Origin of the sequence: Streptomyces sp. NPDC047043, from assembly GCF_040644055.1 — a bacterium.
GTDB lineage: Bacteria > Actinomycetota > Actinomycetes > Streptomycetales > Streptomycetaceae > Streptomyces.
Window position 1 is genome coordinate 209,138 of sequence record NZ_JBEYVO010000020.1, and the last position, 13,747, is coordinate 222,884.

At 70.1% G+C, this 13,747-nt stretch carries 18 protein-coding genes; 10 read left to right on the forward strand and 8 right to left on the reverse strand.

Features of this window, described 5'->3' with window-relative positions; translation table 11 throughout:
* Positions 1-98 precede the first annotated feature (98 nt).
* On the reverse strand, positions 99-950 hold the full coding sequence (locus ABZ880_RS30155; protein ID WP_361268911.1) for a helix-turn-helix transcriptional regulator: 852 nt from the start codon (positions 948-950) through the stop codon (positions 99-101).
* A gap of 9 nt (positions 951-959) precedes the next feature.
* Positions 960-1,715 (reverse strand): DUF6879 family protein, encoded by a 756-nt coding sequence (locus tag ABZ880_RS30160; protein ID WP_361268983.1) that lies wholly within the window; start codon positions 1,713-1,715, stop codon positions 960-962.
* 167 nt (positions 1,716-1,882) lie between these two features.
* Between ABZ880_RS30160 and ABZ880_RS30165 the strand changes: the two genes are divergently transcribed.
* The 4 genes from ABZ880_RS30165 (at position 1,883) to ABZ880_RS30180 (ending at position 3,336) form a co-directional block, all read left to right on the forward strand.
* Entirely contained in the window at positions 1,883-2,089 is a 207-nt protein-coding gene (locus ABZ880_RS30165; RefSeq protein ID WP_361268914.1) for a hypothetical protein, read from the forward strand.
* Complete coding sequence (locus tag ABZ880_RS30170; RefSeq protein WP_361268917.1) at positions 2,086-2,274, forward strand: hypothetical protein; 189 nt, start codon at positions 2,086-2,088, stop codon at positions 2,272-2,274. Before ABZ880_RS30165 ends, ABZ880_RS30170 begins: the two co-directional genes overlap by 4 nt.
* Complete coding sequence (locus tag ABZ880_RS30175; RefSeq protein WP_361268920.1) at positions 2,271-2,474, forward strand: hypothetical protein; 204 nt, start codon at positions 2,271-2,273, stop codon at positions 2,472-2,474. Before ABZ880_RS30170 ends, ABZ880_RS30175 begins: the two co-directional genes overlap by 4 nt.
* Before the next feature lie 436 nt (positions 2,475-2,910).
* Positions 2,911-3,336 (forward strand): CBS domain-containing protein, encoded by a 426-nt coding sequence (locus ABZ880_RS30180; RefSeq protein ID WP_361268922.1) that lies wholly within the window; start codon positions 2,911-2,913, stop codon positions 3,334-3,336.
* Here ABZ880_RS30180 and ABZ880_RS30185 read toward each other — a convergent pair.
* The 3 genes from ABZ880_RS30185 to ABZ880_RS30195 are packed head-to-tail and all read right to left on the reverse strand — an operon-like array spanning position 3,311 to position 5,222.
* Positions 3,311-4,423 (reverse strand): CapA family protein, encoded by a 1,113-nt coding sequence (locus tag ABZ880_RS30185; protein ID WP_361268925.1) that lies wholly within the window; start codon positions 4,421-4,423, stop codon positions 3,311-3,313. The two genes, ABZ880_RS30180 and ABZ880_RS30185, sit on opposite strands and share 26 nt — an antisense overlap.
* A 7-nt stretch (positions 4,424-4,430) precedes the next feature.
* A complete protein-coding gene (locus ABZ880_RS30190) occupies positions 4,431-4,886 on the reverse strand; it encodes an archease (protein ID WP_361268928.1) in 456 nt (151 codons plus the stop codon).
* A 33-nt stretch (positions 4,887-4,919) separates the two neighbouring features.
* Entirely contained in the window at positions 4,920-5,222 is a 303-nt protein-coding gene (locus tag ABZ880_RS30195) for a hypothetical protein (RefSeq protein ID WP_361268931.1), read from the reverse strand.
* Positions 5,223-5,313: 91 nt separating this feature from the next.
* On the opposite strand from ABZ880_RS30195, the gene ABZ880_RS30200 reads away from it, so the two are divergent.
* Together ABZ880_RS30200 and ABZ880_RS30205 are read left to right on the forward strand one after the other, a co-directional pair.
* The gene (locus ABZ880_RS30200; RefSeq protein WP_361268933.1) at positions 5,314-5,985 is read left to right on the forward strand and encodes an alpha/beta family hydrolase; all 672 of its coding nucleotides are present in this window, start codon (positions 5,314-5,316) and stop codon (positions 5,983-5,985) included.
* Positions 5,986-6,104: 119 nt separating this feature from the next.
* On the forward strand, positions 6,105-6,755 hold the full coding sequence (locus tag ABZ880_RS30205) for a phosphoribosyltransferase (protein WP_361268937.1): 651 nt from the start codon (positions 6,105-6,107) through the stop codon (positions 6,753-6,755).
* Positions 6,756-6,863: 108 nt separating this feature from the next.
* Here the strand turns inward: ABZ880_RS30205 and ABZ880_RS30210 are convergent, their stop codons facing one another.
* A complete protein-coding gene (locus tag ABZ880_RS30210; RefSeq protein WP_361268939.1) occupies positions 6,864-7,340 on the reverse strand; it encodes a hypothetical protein in 477 nt (158 codons plus the stop codon).
* 23 nt (positions 7,341-7,363) lie between these two features.
* Complete coding sequence (locus ABZ880_RS30215) at positions 7,364-8,239, reverse strand: NmrA family NAD(P)-binding protein (protein WP_361268941.1); 876 nt, start codon at positions 8,237-8,239, stop codon at positions 7,364-7,366.
* Between the two features lie 297 nt (positions 8,240-8,536).
* Between ABZ880_RS30215 and ABZ880_RS30220 the strand changes: the two genes are divergently transcribed.
* On the forward strand, positions 8,537-9,163 hold the full coding sequence (locus ABZ880_RS30220; RefSeq protein ID WP_361268944.1) for a TetR/AcrR family transcriptional regulator: 627 nt from the start codon (positions 8,537-8,539) through the stop codon (positions 9,161-9,163).
* 36 nt (positions 9,164-9,199) lie between these two features.
* Here the strand turns inward: ABZ880_RS30220 and ABZ880_RS30225 are convergent, their stop codons facing one another.
* The gene (locus tag ABZ880_RS30225) at positions 9,200-9,841 is read right to left on the reverse strand and encodes a TetR/AcrR family transcriptional regulator (protein ID WP_361268947.1); all 642 of its coding nucleotides are present in this window, start codon (positions 9,839-9,841) and stop codon (positions 9,200-9,202) included.
* Positions 9,842-9,969: 128 nt separating this feature from the next.
* Between ABZ880_RS30225 and ABZ880_RS30230 the strand changes: the two genes are divergently transcribed.
* The 3 genes from ABZ880_RS30230 (at position 9,970) to ABZ880_RS30240 (ending at position 13,578) form a co-directional block, all read left to right on the forward strand.
* Positions 9,970-11,412, forward strand: a complete 1,443-nt coding sequence (locus ABZ880_RS30230) for an MFS transporter (protein ID WP_361268950.1) — start codon at positions 9,970-9,972, stop codon at positions 11,410-11,412.
* Positions 11,409-13,007 carry an MFS transporter gene (locus tag ABZ880_RS30235; protein ID WP_361268953.1) on the forward strand — a complete coding sequence of 533 codons (1,599 nt, stop codon included), beginning with the start codon at positions 11,409-11,411 and terminating at the stop codon, positions 13,005-13,007. Before ABZ880_RS30230 ends, ABZ880_RS30235 begins: the two co-directional genes overlap by 4 nt.
* An 85-nt stretch (positions 13,008-13,092) precedes the next feature.
* Positions 13,093-13,578, forward strand: a complete 486-nt coding sequence (locus ABZ880_RS30240) for a DUF2269 family protein (protein ID WP_361268956.1) — start codon at positions 13,093-13,095, stop codon at positions 13,576-13,578.
* The last annotated feature ends 169 nt before the right edge of the window (positions 13,579-13,747 follow it).

Sequence of the window (13,747 nt, forward strand, 5' to 3'; positions counted from 1 at the left end):
AGTCATGCACGCGATGGTGGAGACCTGGAGATCATCCGTGGGGCCAATCAGCAAAGGTGGTGCTCGTGGGGTGGGAGGGAGTGCCGGCTCAGGGATGATCAGATGACGTTCAGGGACCGGCGCGCGTGGCTGATCAGGTTCTGTGCATCGGCGCCGAAAACGGCCGACTCCCGCAGGGTCTTCCAGACCTTGAGGTGGGTAGCGACGCTGTCCGCGTCGTCGAGCCAGAGTTCGGCGTGCCAGTTCTCGACGACGACCTGTTGTTCGTCGTAGACCCAGAATCCGCCGCCGGGCGGGATCTTCAGGGATGCGCCGATCGGCACGATCCCGAGTTCCACCGTGTCCAGGCCGATCACGCCGGAGAGCCGGTCGAGTTGCGCGGCGAGCACCGAAGGCGGGCAGATCAACGCGCTCAGTACCGGCTCCCACAAGAGAATGTGGTACTTCCGGCCCGCGCTGTAGAGCCCTTCCTGGCGCTTCATGCGGGAGCGCACGGCCGCCTCGATGTCCCGGACAGAGCCATGCAGTTCGGTGAATCGGCTGAGAATCGCCCGAGCATAATCGGGCGTCTGGAGCACGCCGACGATCCACGACGACTCCCAGGCGTGGAGCACGGCCGCCCGCGCCTGCGCCTCGTTGTGCGCGTCCTGGACGGCCTTGTGACCGGCAGCGAGCTGGCGCCGCCAACTGCGGATGTGGGACTCAAGTCCCCTGAGACGGGCTATGAGTTCCCCGTCCGCCTCCGGCCGGCCGGTCGCCTCGGCCCAGGCCCGGAGCTCATCGGCCGTGGCGGTCTGCTTGCCGTTCTCCAGCTTGCTGATCTTCGATTGGGGCCAGCCCAGCCGCTGGGCGAGCACCGTGCCGGTGAGCCGACCGCCAGGGGCGGATTCGCGCAGCTCTCGCAGGCGCTCGCCGAGCGCCGCGCGTGCCTGCTGGAAGTCGGTGCCCACCGGTCCTGATCACTGCTCCTCGGTGCTCAAGTCGGCCGCGAACTGCTCGCAGGGGACAGCGTGATGCATGGCCGCGTCCCGGACCATGGCGTACCTGATCACCTCAGCCGGTTCGGTGATCAGCTCGACGTCGGAGAAGTTGTCGTCGGCGTCGAAGCGGAGGAGCGCGACGAGCCGGGAGTCGAAGATCCAGAAGTCCTCGGCGGGGAGCCTCAGGCGGTCAGCCTCGACACGCGAGAGATTGCGGATGTCCTCGCCCAGGGCGGCGTTCTTCTCGGCGTGCGCGAGCAGGTAGCGCTGTCCCTGAGTGGCGGGGTCGTCGACGATGCGCACCCGTCCGACCCGCGCGCCGCCTGCGGTCTTCTCACGGATCGTCACCGACCACGGGGTGGTCAGGTCCCAGGTCGGCGTCTCGCCCCGGACGAACTGCGCCCACGTGCCGGTCGCCTCGTCGGAGGCGTACCGGCGCCGGGTCTCCAGCCGCCAGGCGGTGTGCTCGAACCGCTCGAAGAGCTGTCCGAAGCGGTCCAGGCCGATGATCATCGCGTCACGCGTCACGTCCTTGGGCCCCCAGTCCACGAGCAGTTCACGAGGTACGACGATCGGCACCTCTCCCTCTCCGAGATGCCGGAGCTGCGCAATGTCCTCGGGGTCGGTGAGCGGCGAGCCGTGAACGATGACCTCGCCGCTGTCCAGATCTTCGTGCACGGACGGGCAGCCGCCCTCGCCGCTGCCTGTGCCGTTGAAGCGCAATCGCCTCATGATCGGTGCCCCTCTCATAGGGTTTTGGATCAGCCTTGCGCCACCGCTTGCTCGTCGGCTACACCTCACCTGCCGCGATATCAGAAAGCCTGTGCATATCTCATTCCTATCCAAGAATATCCGTGAATATGTGCTAGCTGGCTCAACTGCCCCGCCGTGACGGTGAGTTCATGACCACTGCACAGAAGTCGGGCAGGACCGAAGTCGTCGAGGCGGTCGAGGTGCTGCGTGGAGCGCTGACGGCGGCGGGGATCGTCCTGCCGTCCCTGGGAGCCGACACGGCTTCCCCTGCCCTGAACCTGATCAACCTGGGGCGGGTGCGCGCGGACGTCGCGCTGCGGCTCGCCGACATCCTCCGGCGGGGGTGCGGCTCATGAGCGCGCCAATCACCGACGAGGTGACCCTGTCGGCCGAATGCACACTGGCGCAACGGCCGGGCTACGAAGACCTGCACGGCGAGTGCAGGCAGATCACGGATGTCGAGCTGCCGCACTCAAAGGGCCTGTTGCTGATCCGCCGATGCGGTTGCGGGTGCCACCGGCCCGGCGGTGATCAGGAATGAGCCTCCACGTCTGCCGTGCCTGCGACGGCTTGATCACCAACCCGGCCGACGGCGTGATCGTCATGCATGAGCTCAGCAACTCCGGTCCGGGCTGGGACGTCTGGGCCCACAGCGACCACGCCGACGACGTCGAGCTGATCGACCCGGACCTGCTCCGGATCATGACCCGTGTCTGGGCCGCCACGGCGGCGGCCGAGTAGCGTCTCGCCCCAACAGACTGAAGCCCGGCCGGGTTCCCCCATCCGGCCGGGCTTCGCCATGCTGTGCTCAGCCGACGGATCGGGGGTCAGCCTGGGCTCCCGCTCATCCAGCTCGGTGATCTCGCCCTCGGTCTCCTCGATCATGGCAGCGCCGCACGGGGAGACTGCGGCATCGGCGGGGCCTCCAGCTCGGCCAAGCGAGCGGGCTGCCACGCGGACGAGGGAGTCGACGCGGAGCGTCGGCGACCGACTAAAACGCCGCTGAGTGTCCCCCTTTGGGGGTGCGTGCCAAGGTCCGCGACGCCGGGCTGATCCAAACGCCAAGGCCTACGCCGGCCGGCGCTGGGTTTACCGACACCGGAGCTGGCTACGCGGCCGACATGTACTACCTCGTCGTACAAGAAGTCGTACGAGAACCCGCATCCGGGAGGTGCCCATGACCCGGAAGATACGCGACGTCATGTCGCCCGGAGCGGCCTCCGTGGAGCCCATGACCACGGTGGCGCGCGCGGCCCGGGTGATGCGCGAGCAGGACATCGGTGACGTCCTGGTGGCCTACGACTGCGATCTGTTCGGTGTGCTCACCGACCGGGACATCGTGGTCCGGGCCCTTGCCGAGGGGCGCGATCCGGAGAGCACGACCGTCGGTTCCGTGTGCACGCCGCCGCCCGTGGCGACCCTCTCGCCGGACGACACGACCGACCTGGCCGTGGAGCTGATGCGCCGCCATGCGGTGCGCCGTCTGCCGGTCGTCGAGCGCGGTGGCTGCCCGGTCGGCATGGTCAGCCTCGGCGACCTCGCCACCACCGAGGATCCGCACTCCGCGCTGGAGGACATCAGCAAGGCGGCACCGAACCGTTGAGGGTGCCGTCGCGCCCGAGCATGACGTGGAAGCCGTGGCTGATCCGGTTCAGCGTGGTGCACAGCCATCGGCGGTCCGCGTCCGGCGCGGGCTCCAGCCGCATGCGGCGGGCCTGCAGCGCCGGCATGCGCAGGCCGGTCAGCCGCCCGGTGTCCGCGGCGAGCGTGACGAGGTAGGCGATGCGCAGGTCGTCGCGGTACTCCTCGTAGCCACCGATGCCTTCGTAGTCGTCGATGAAGTCGCCGCAGCCGTAGAGGATCAGCCGGTCGCGGTACACCTCGGCCGGGCGCGGGTGGTGCGAGGAGTGGCCGTGGACCAGGTCGACGCCGCCGTCCACCAGGGCGCGGGCGAAGCGGACGTGTGCCTGGGGGACGCGGTAGCCCCAGTTCGAGCCCCAGTGCACCGACACCACCGCGAGATCGCCTTCATGTTTCTCCCGCCGCACCTGCTGGACCACGTTCGCCGCGGCGGCCGCCGACACCTCGGGCACGTAGGCGATTCCGGACCGCTCGGAGGTGGCCGCCCAGTCCGGCGGGATGCCGCTGGAGCGGGCCCCGAGGGCGAAGAGCAGCACCCGGCCGCCGGTGCCGAGGGGCACCGCCGTGGGTGCGTGCGCCTGCTCGGCGTCGCGGCCAGCTCCTGCCGTCCGCAGGCCCGCGCGGGTGAGCGAGCCGAGGGTCTCGGTGAGGCCTGCGCGGCCGAAGTCCAGTACGTGGTTGTTGGCCAGGACGCAGACGTCCGGGGCGGCGACGGTGAGGGCGGGCAGGTTGGCCGGGTGCATGCGGTAGTGGATGAACTTGTCGGGCGCGAAGGCGGAGCTGCGCGTCACCGACGTCTCCAGGTTGACGATCCGGACGTCCGGGGCGGCCTCCGCCAGCAACGGGAGCGCCTCGCCCCACGGCCACGACGGAGGGACAGGCGCGGGGATCGGACCGTTCGCCGCCTGCGCCAAGCGGACGTAGGAGCGGGCGTCCTGGACGTAGCCCTCCCGCAGTTGCGGATCGCCGGGATGGGCGAGGATCTGGTCGACGCCGCGGCCGAGCATCACATCGCCGCACAGGAACAGCGTCACCGTGCCGCCGCCCATGGTCCGCTCACACGTCGACGGTCACCGCGCACGACCAGCCGTACGGGTCCGGCCCGAACCTGAGGCCGTGCCAAGCGACGATCTTCGGGGCGGGGCCGACGACCTCCACGTCCGCGAGTGCGGCGACCGCCAGGCGCACGTCGAGGCCCTCGTCGTCGGTGTCCGCCTCCACGTCGACGGGCACCTGGCCGTGCACCTCCATGCGATGGACGACCTCGTCCAGCAGCGCGATCAGCAGATCGTCGTCGTCGGTCTCGGGCAGTCGCAGATGCATCACCGCGCCGGCCCGCACCGCCGTGATGTCGGCGAAGCACTCCACCAGTCCGAGCACCGCCTCCGCCATGCAGCGCTCGCGGCTGGTGCCCCAGGCGTCGATCCGGATGTCCGTGGCGTGCGGCACCGAGCGGTGACCGCTCGAGCCCTGCCGCCGGGCCGCAATGTCGTCGTCCGTGTCGCCGACCATGGTCCGTCCCCAGGTCCTGTCGGGCCCGTCTGCTCAGGCCCGTGCGTCCGGTCCCATCATCTCGTCGAGATGCGTGACCTCGCCCGTGTCGTACGCCCGCGTCCGGCGATGGCGGCGATGCGCCGCCCCGTTCACCATCATCAGGGCCAGGCAGAAGATCAGCGCCAGCGCGAGGCCGGAGCTGAAGACGGCCAGCATGTTCATGGTGGCGATCTGGTGATCGAGCACCGTCACGGTGTACTCGGGGCCCCCGGACAGGTTGTCTGCGATCGCCAGGGCGGTGAACGCGCCCGTCGCCCCGAGGAGAAGCAGTCCGATGAACAGCATCCGAGTCATCTCCTCGAACGTGGTTTGTCACTCTCCGGGTACCCGTGACTCAGCAGGTCATACGACCCGTCGGGCCGCCTACCACGAGAGGATGATGGCGATGATCACCCAGTTGATCACGGTGCCGACCGACGGCGTGGAGCTGCCGGGCGATCTTGCCCTGCCGGACTCGGCCCGCGCGGTCGTGGTGTTCGCCCACGGCAGCGGCAGCTCCCGGCACAGCCCCCGCAACCGCGCGGTCGCCGCCGAACTGCACACCGCCGGACTGGGCACCGTCCTGACGGATCTGCTCACCAGGGACGAGGACCGGCACGACGCGTCGACGGCGCGGCACCGCTTCGACATACCCCTCCTGGCCCGCCGTGTGGTCGACGTCGTCGACTGGCTGGAGACCCAGCCCGCCACCGAGGACCTCCCGGTCATCCTGTTCGGCGCCAGCACCGGGGCGGCAGCGGCCCTGGCGGCCGCCGCCGCGCGACAGCGGCGCACCCTGACCGTCGTGTCGCGCGGCGGGCGCCCCGACCTGGCCGCCGACGCGCTGCGCGACGTACGGGCTCCGGTGCTGCTGATCGTCGGCGGCCGGGACCCGGAGGTGCTGCGGCTGAACCAGGCGGCGGCCCGGGAGCTGAGCGGCCCGCACTCCCTGCGTGTCGTGCCCGGTGCCACGCACCTGTTCGAGGAGCCCGGAGCGCTGGAACAGGTCGCGGACATCGTGAAACGCTGGTGCGAGGACCGCCTCGACGCCGTGCGCGAGGCCGCACCGCAGACGTGACGGGCACCGGCCGCGCCCGATGCCGGTGGTAAGGGCGGGCCGCGTGCATCGACCGGCGCGCAACGGGTACGCGCCGGAGCGAGGGGGCCGTCTCCGTGCGGGAAGGAGAGGCGACCACGATGCAGTTCCATGACCGCAGACAGGCCGGACGGGAACTGGCCGGACGGCTGCGGATCCAGCAGGAGCAGGGCGCCCTGCCGGACCCCGTCGTCCTTGCCCTGCCGCGCGGCGGCGTCACCGTCGCCCAGGAGGTGGCCCGCGCGCTCAACGCCCCGCTCGACGTGCTCGTCGTACGCAAGATCGGCGCCCCGTTCCAGCGGGAACTCGGCGTCGGCGCGATCGTCGGCGACGACGAACCGCTCTACGACGAACGCGCCCTGCAGCAGCTGGGCCTCACCGAGAAGACACTCGCCCCCGTGGTCGAACGCGAACGCAAGGAACTCCACCGCCGCGAACGGCTCTACCGCCAGGGCCGCCCCGCCCCCGCCCTGACCGGCCGCACCGCGATCGTCGTCGACGACGGCCTGGCGACCGGGTCCACGGCCCGCGCCGCCCTGCGGTACGTACGGCGCCAGCAACCCCAGCGGCTCGTGCTGGCCGTGCCGGTCTGCTCACCGGAGGCAGCGGAACTGATGCAGGCCGAGGCCGACGAGGTGGTGTGTCTGCAACGGCCGGTGACCTTCATGGCCGTGGGCCTGTGCTACGAGCGGTTCGAGCAACTGACGGACGAGGACGTGCTGAAGGCGCTGCACATGACCGCCGATCATTGAGGCCACGACCTCGAGGCGTCTCGACCTTCGGTTTCCGGGACGTTCCCGCGGTCAGCCAGCTTCTATCTGTGGGCGGTCGAGCAGGACCTCGGGACATCGAGCGTGAGATCAGCGCAGACGGCAGATCATCTCGGTCGGAGCAAGGAGACCGTCCTCGATGTTCCGGAGCGCCTTTGCGAGCTTGGTCGATGCGTCGGTGCCCATGGCCACGCTGTTCGGGGCGCCCGCGTCACGAAGCGACTGGGCGGCTTGAGCGCGGTGATCGTGCTCGGCGACGATGTCGAACCCGGCCTCGTGCAGCAGCGACCGGTATTCCTCGGGGCGGGCCAGGAAGCTGTGTTCGGGCTCCGAGGCCCACGGCAGTGGGTAGCCGACGCGGGTGGGATCGCCGAGGAGCATGACGTCGTACACGATGAAGAGGCCGTTGTCGGTCAGGACGCGGCTGATCTCGGCGTCGGGAAACTGCTCGCGGACGGTTTCGGCCTTCCTGGCGGTCGCGACCACCTGGTGGCCGGCGGCGAGGGCGGCTCGGGTGATTTCCAGGCCGAAGCCCCGGGACGATCCGGTGATGAACCAAACGCTCATTGTCTTCTCCAGTGTTGAGGTGTTCAGAGGGTGGGCAGGCCGAAGGCGGCGCGGTTTTGGGCGATGAATCCCTCGACGTCGAGGGGGTCGCTGCCGCCGATCGTCTTCACGAGGTCGTTGGCGCCGGCGAAGACGCCGTTGCGGTAGTCGAGGGCCACGGCGAGCAGGTGCTGGATCAGGTGGTCCGGCGCGCCGCGCCTGCGCAGGATGGCGGCGAATTCGTCGAGTTCGATGGGCACGTAGGTGACTTCGCGGTCCAGCGCCCGCGACATCTTCTCGGCGATCTCGTAGTGGTCGAGTTCCTCGGCTCCGTACAGCGGGTAGACCTGGCCGGCGTGCGGGGCGGGGTCTTCCAGGACGGCCGCGATCACCTTCGCCTGGTCGCTTTCCGCGATGGGGGCGTGGCGTCCGTCGGCGAACGGCAGGCGCAGTTCGCCGGTTCCGTCGGCCCAGGTGTCGATCAGCCACTGGGCGAAGAAGGTCGGCCGGAGGTGGGTGGCGGGGACCGGGGAGTGGTCCAGGACGCGTTCGGCGACCCAGTGCTGGCGTGCAGCGTTGCTGGCGGTGGTGCGGCGGGCGGAGACCTGCGACATGTTCACGATCGCCTGGACGCCGTTCTCCTCCGCGGCCTGGGCCACGTTCGCGGTGGCGTCCAACAGGCCGGGGCGGATCGGATAGGTGAAGTACAGGGCGTCGATCCGCTTGGTCGCCCGGGCCAGGGAGTCCAGGTCGAGGACGTCGCCTTCCACGACGTCGGCTCCGAGGCCGGCGAGCCGCTCGGCGCGCCCGTCGCGGCCGCGGACGAGTGCGCGGACCCGGTGACCGCGCTGGAGCAGGAGTTCGGTGGTGTGGCGGCCGGTCTTGCCGGTGGCGCCGATCACGAGGAGGTTGCGTGCCATGAGGGTGATCTCCGTTTGTGGACGTTTCTTGAGAGGGAGCCGCCCTCTGGTCAGGGCGTGTGGCGGACCCGGAGGGCGAGCATCGCGGTGGCCGCGGCGATTCCGGCGCCGGCCTGGACGAACCAGGCATGGTCGAACCGTGGTCATCGCCTGGGGAGTGAGGGCCACGAGCAGGGCCACGCCCCATTTCTGTCCGCCCCTCCCAGAAGAATGGGCTTGGCAGCCCTTTTTGACTGCCTCCAGGGAACACCTCGCAGAATGGGCTGTCAAGCCCTTTTTTGCGGTACGATGGTGACCATGACCACGAACAGCGACGCCCCGGGCCGGAAGCTGACCGCCAAGGGCCTGGCCACGCGCGAACGCATCGTCCGGGCGGCGGCGGAGCTGATCTACGAGCACGGGGCGCAGAACACCAACAACGAGCAGATCCGCGCGGCCGCCGGGGTCAGCGGCTCACAGCTGACGCGCCACTTCCCCACCAAGGAGTCCCTGGTGCGCGCGGTGCTCGCCTGGCAGGCCGACACCATCGTCGCCCGCCACCGGGCCCCCGAGCTGGGCGAGTTGGACAGCTTCGCCGCCCTGCGCCGGTGGGCCGACTCCTACATCGCCTCGCAGGACATGCTGCGCGGCGGCTGCACGTTCGGCTCCCTGGCCGCCGAGGTCGTCAAGGCCGAGCCCTCCCACCGGGGCGCGGTGGCCGACGGCTTCGAGCGGTGGCAGGAGCTGTTCAAGCGCGGCCTGAGCAGGATGCGCGAGCGCGGCGAACTGCGGCCGGAGGCCGACCCGAGCGCGCTCGCCCACCTGCTCACCGCCGCATTCCAGGGCGGAGCGCTGCTGGACCAGGCGGCCGGTGAGTCCGCACCCCTGCGTGACGCGCTGTACGGGGCCCTGGCCTACGTCGAGTCATTCGCCGCAGAGCGCTGACCGCACCGCGGAGTGCGGCCCCCGGAGCGAGCGGCGTCAGGAAGCGTCGGAGACGGCTGGGCGGGTCATCTGCCGGGACCGGGCGCGTGCCGTGAGCGGAAGTCCCGCGAAAGCCTGATCGGCGACGCGCTCCAGCGCAGCCGTGTCGAACCCGGCCCTGGCCAGTACTTCCATGCCCCGGTTGTTCGCCATGAGCAGTCGGCTGATCGCGGAGGCGTCCGCCTCGGGGTCGAGATCGCCATGGCGCTGCGCGGCCTGAACGCACTCGCTCAGTGAACCTTCGATTCGGGAGAGGGCCTGCCTGACGCGTGCGGTGGCCTGCGGATCGTGCTCGTCCCCCTCGACGACGAAGCCGGTCACCATGCAGCCGAGCCCGTCGGGGTCGTCATGCACAAATCGCGCTGACCTCACGAGGTATGCGTGCAGCCGTTCCAGCGCGGTGTCGTCGGGGCCCTCGAGTACGGCCACCCAGACGCTCTCGTTGCGCTCGCAGTAGGCCTCCAGCGTCCGCAGGTACAGCTTGCTCTTGTCGCCGAAGGCGGCGTAGAGGCTGCCGCGGCCAAGGCCGCCGGCCTTCGCGATGTCGTCGACGCTCGTGCCGGCGTATCCGGTGCGGCGGAACTGTCGCTCGACGGCCTGTACGACCTTGTCCTTGTCGAATCCTGGTGGGCGCCCCATGCAGGCCAGCCTACAGGCCGCGCAAGCATTCTTGACATTCCGTTCCAGAACTTCTTACGGTTCCTGACAGATCGGTCCAGAACTCTGGCGCCGGTCCCTCACGGCATCCCGCAGAACGGATGAGACGCATGTCTTCGCAAGATCAGATGGCCCCTCCACTGACCCAGAGGGGAGGCGGAGGACCATCCTCGAACGCCCGCCCGGCGCTCATCCTCGCCGTGCTGGCCATGGCGAGTTTCCTCGGCCAACTCGACGTGTGGATCACCAACGTCGGCCTGCCGAACATCGGGCAGGGCCTGGGCTCGACCTCCTTGTCGGACCTGAGCTGGGTGCTCAATGGCTACGCGATCGTCTTCGCCGCCCTGCTCGTCCCCGCGGGACGGCTCGCCGACCGCTTCGGACGCAAGAGCGGCTTTCTTTTCGGCATGGGCGTCTTCGTGGCGGCGAGCCTCGGGGCGGCCCTGTCCGGCAACGTATGGGTGCTGGTCGTCTTCCGCGCCCTCCAGGCGGTGGGCGCCGCCCTGCTGACCCCGGCCAGCCTCGGCCTGGTGCTGACGAGCGCCCCCGCGGACAAGGTGGAGCGGTACGTCAAGATCTGGTTCACCGCAGGCTCGCTGTCCGGGGTGTGCGGACCGATTTTCGGCGGGCTGCTGGTCCAGGCCTCCTGGCGGTGGCTGTTCCTGGTGAACATTCCCGTCGGGCTGCTGGCCATCGCGATGGCCGCCCGACTCGTGGCCAACGGCAGGCACGAACAAGACGCCCGCATCCCCGACGTGCTCGGCGGCGTCCTGCTGATCGTCATGGTCGGCGGCCTGGCGCTCGGCGTGGTGAAGGCGCCCGACTGGGGCTGGTCGGACACCCGGGTCGTCACGTCCCTGGTCGTGGCGGTGGTGGGGCTGGCGGCGTTCCTGCTCCGCTCATCTCGGCACCAGGTGCCCGTGGTCGACCTGTCTCTCTTCCGGGACCGGATCTTCGCCTCGGCGAACCTCGCCGGCATGCTGCAACTGGCCTCGTTCGCAAGCCTCCTGCTGTCGACGATCCTCTGGCTGCAAAGCCACTGGCACTACTCCGCGATCAAAACCGGATGCGCCAGTCTGCCCGGTCCGATCGGCTTCGCGCTGGCTGCCACCGCCAGTGAAACCCTCCAGCGCCGCTTCCGGATCCCGGCCGGCGTCATCGCGGCGGTCGGCAGTGCGATCGCCTCTGCCGGCATCCTGCTGTTCGCCGGTCTCCTGCACAACGACCCGAACTACGCTTCCGGAGTCCTCCCGTGCTGGCTGCTCTTCGGGTTCGGCGCCGGCTTGGCGCTTCCGACCGTCGTCTCCTCCGCGACGGTCGGTCTGCGCTCCGAGCAGGCCGCTACGGGCAGTGCCATCGTGACCATGTCGACTCAGATCGGTTCGGTCGTCGGCATCAGCATCCTGGTCGCCATGCTCGGCACCGCCTCCGGTGGGGCCTCTCTGGAGACCTACCGGCACGCATGGCTGGTCACCATGGCCCTCATGGCTGCCGCGGCTGTGGTGTCACTGGGCGTCTCGCAGAAGCAGAAAACGGCGGGGGCAGTCCGATGACGGCGTCCGTTCCGGCTCAGGCCTCCCGCGCCGCGCCCCCCGGCAGCGGGCGGGCCCGCTGGCTCGGCCTTGTGGTGGTCTGTCTCGGCGTCATGATGGCCTTCGTCGACGTCACCTCCACCATCTCGGCCCTGGGCGACATACAGAGCGATCTGCACGTCACCGCGAGCACGCTGGTATGGATCACCAGCGCGTACAGCCTCGCCGTCGTGAGCTTCGTGATGTCCGCCGGGACCTTCGGCGACCTCGTGGGGCGGCGGCGGGTGTTCCGCCTGGGTGCCGCCGTGTTCCTGGCCGGCAGCCTGGCCGCCGTTTTCGCCGACAGCGCCGGCATGCTCATCGCCGCACAGGCGATCGCGGGCCTCGGCGGCTCGGCCGTGTTGCCGACGAGCCTGGCGATCGTCAGTGCCACCTTCACCGACCCGCACGAGCGCACCGCCGCGATCGGCATCTGGGCCGCCTGCTCCGGAGTGGGCCTGGCCGTCGGCCCGATCCTCGCCGGAGCCCTGCTCGAACACTTCACCTGGCACGCCGTCTACATCGCCAACATCGTCATCGCCGGCGCGGCCCTCCTCCTGACCCCGCTCTTCGTGGCCGAGTCCCGGCACCCCACGCGCAAGCCCGATCTCGCGGGCCTCGTCCTGGGCACGGTGGTGACGGCCTCGGCCACCTACGCGATCATTCAGGGCGGGGCCACCGGGTACACCAAGGCGCCGATCATCACCATGTACGTCGTCTTCGCCGTATCCCTGTTCCTGTTCGTACGCGTGGAGCTCCGCAACCCCGACCCCATGCTGGACCTGAGGCTGTTTCGGAGCGCTTCCTTCTCGGCCGTCATGGGCGTAGCTGCCGTCAGCGTCTTCGGACTGGTCGGTGTCGCCCTGCTGAGCGTGCTCTACATGGAACGTGTGGGACAGACCGGTCCCCTCGACGTCGGCGTGCGCCTGCTGCCGCTGTTCGGAACATTCCTCCTGGTCACCGTAGTGGCCGCCCGGGTGCTGGTGCGCCGGGTCGGTCTCACGCTCCTGATCACTGCGGGTCTGCTCCTCATCGGAGCCGGGTCCCTCGCGCTGCTCGCGACCGATGCCTCGGGAGGTTACGGGGCGATGTGGCCCGGCCTGCTGGTGGCGGGCATCGGAGCGGGGCTGCTGACGGCACCGTCGACGGCTGCCGCGGTCAACAGTGTCCCGCCGCAGCAGGAGGGCATGGCGGCAGCAGCGGTGAACATGGCTCGTCAGCTGGGAACGGTGCTCGGCCCCAGCGTGCTCGGAACCGTCGTCACCAGTCGCTTCCCCCGGAACCTGAATGAGCGTCTCGTCGAGGCAGGCGTCCCGTCGCCGCAGGCGGACAGGATCGTGGAGGGTGCGTCACACGGCGGCGGCGGGACGGGCCTTCCCGCATCCCTCGCTCGCGTGGTGGGAGCGGCGGTGCCGAGGGCGTTCACCGACGCCGTGCACTTGGGCAACGTCATAGGCGGAGTCGTACTGATCGTCATGGCCGTGCCTGCGGCGCTGTTCGTCCGCCACAAGCTTCACAGTCCCCGGACACCCGCCGAAGCGTCAGGCAAGGGGCCGGACCTCCGGGCGACGACGTGATCAACCGTCGGGCCACTTCACCCCAGACTGAAACCGTGCGCCTGACGCCACGCGTCAGCGTGCGCGGGAAAGGGAGACACCGGGCATGGCCAAACTCCTGCTCAGCATCCACGTGCTGGCGGCGATCCTGCTCATCGGGCCGGTCACCATTGCGTCGAGCCTGTTCCCGCGTGTTGCGCGCCAGGCACTGGCCGACGGACCCGAGCGGCAGTCGGCCGAGGGATCGGTCCGGCTGCTGTACCGGATCTGCCGGGTCTACGCCGTGGTGGGCATCTCCGTCCCGGCCTTCGGTATCGGCACCGCACAGGTGATGGGTGTGATGGGCAGCGCCTGGCTCATCGCCTCCATGGCGCTGACCGCGGTGGCCGCCGTCCTGCTGGGCATCGCGGTGCTCGGCACCCAGGACGACGTGGTCACCCTGCTCGACCAGCCCGACCGGACGTCGAGCGCCACCGAGTCCCTGATCGCCCGGCTGCCCCGCCTGTCGATGATCACCGGCCTGTTCGCCCTCGCCTGGCTGATCGTGGTGGTCCTGATGATCGTCCGCCCCGGCTCGACGACAGGCGCATGACGGCCCGGCCACCGCAGTCCATGGCCTTGAGGCCTCGAAGGGCCGAGGGAAAGGCCGGGCCGCCGCCCGGGGGGGGGGGGGGCCGCTTGGGGGTGGGGGGGGCGGCGGCGCCGGCCCCCCCAAACAAAGAGGCGCGCCCACCCGGAGGAAGAGCCCCGGCGGCGGGCCC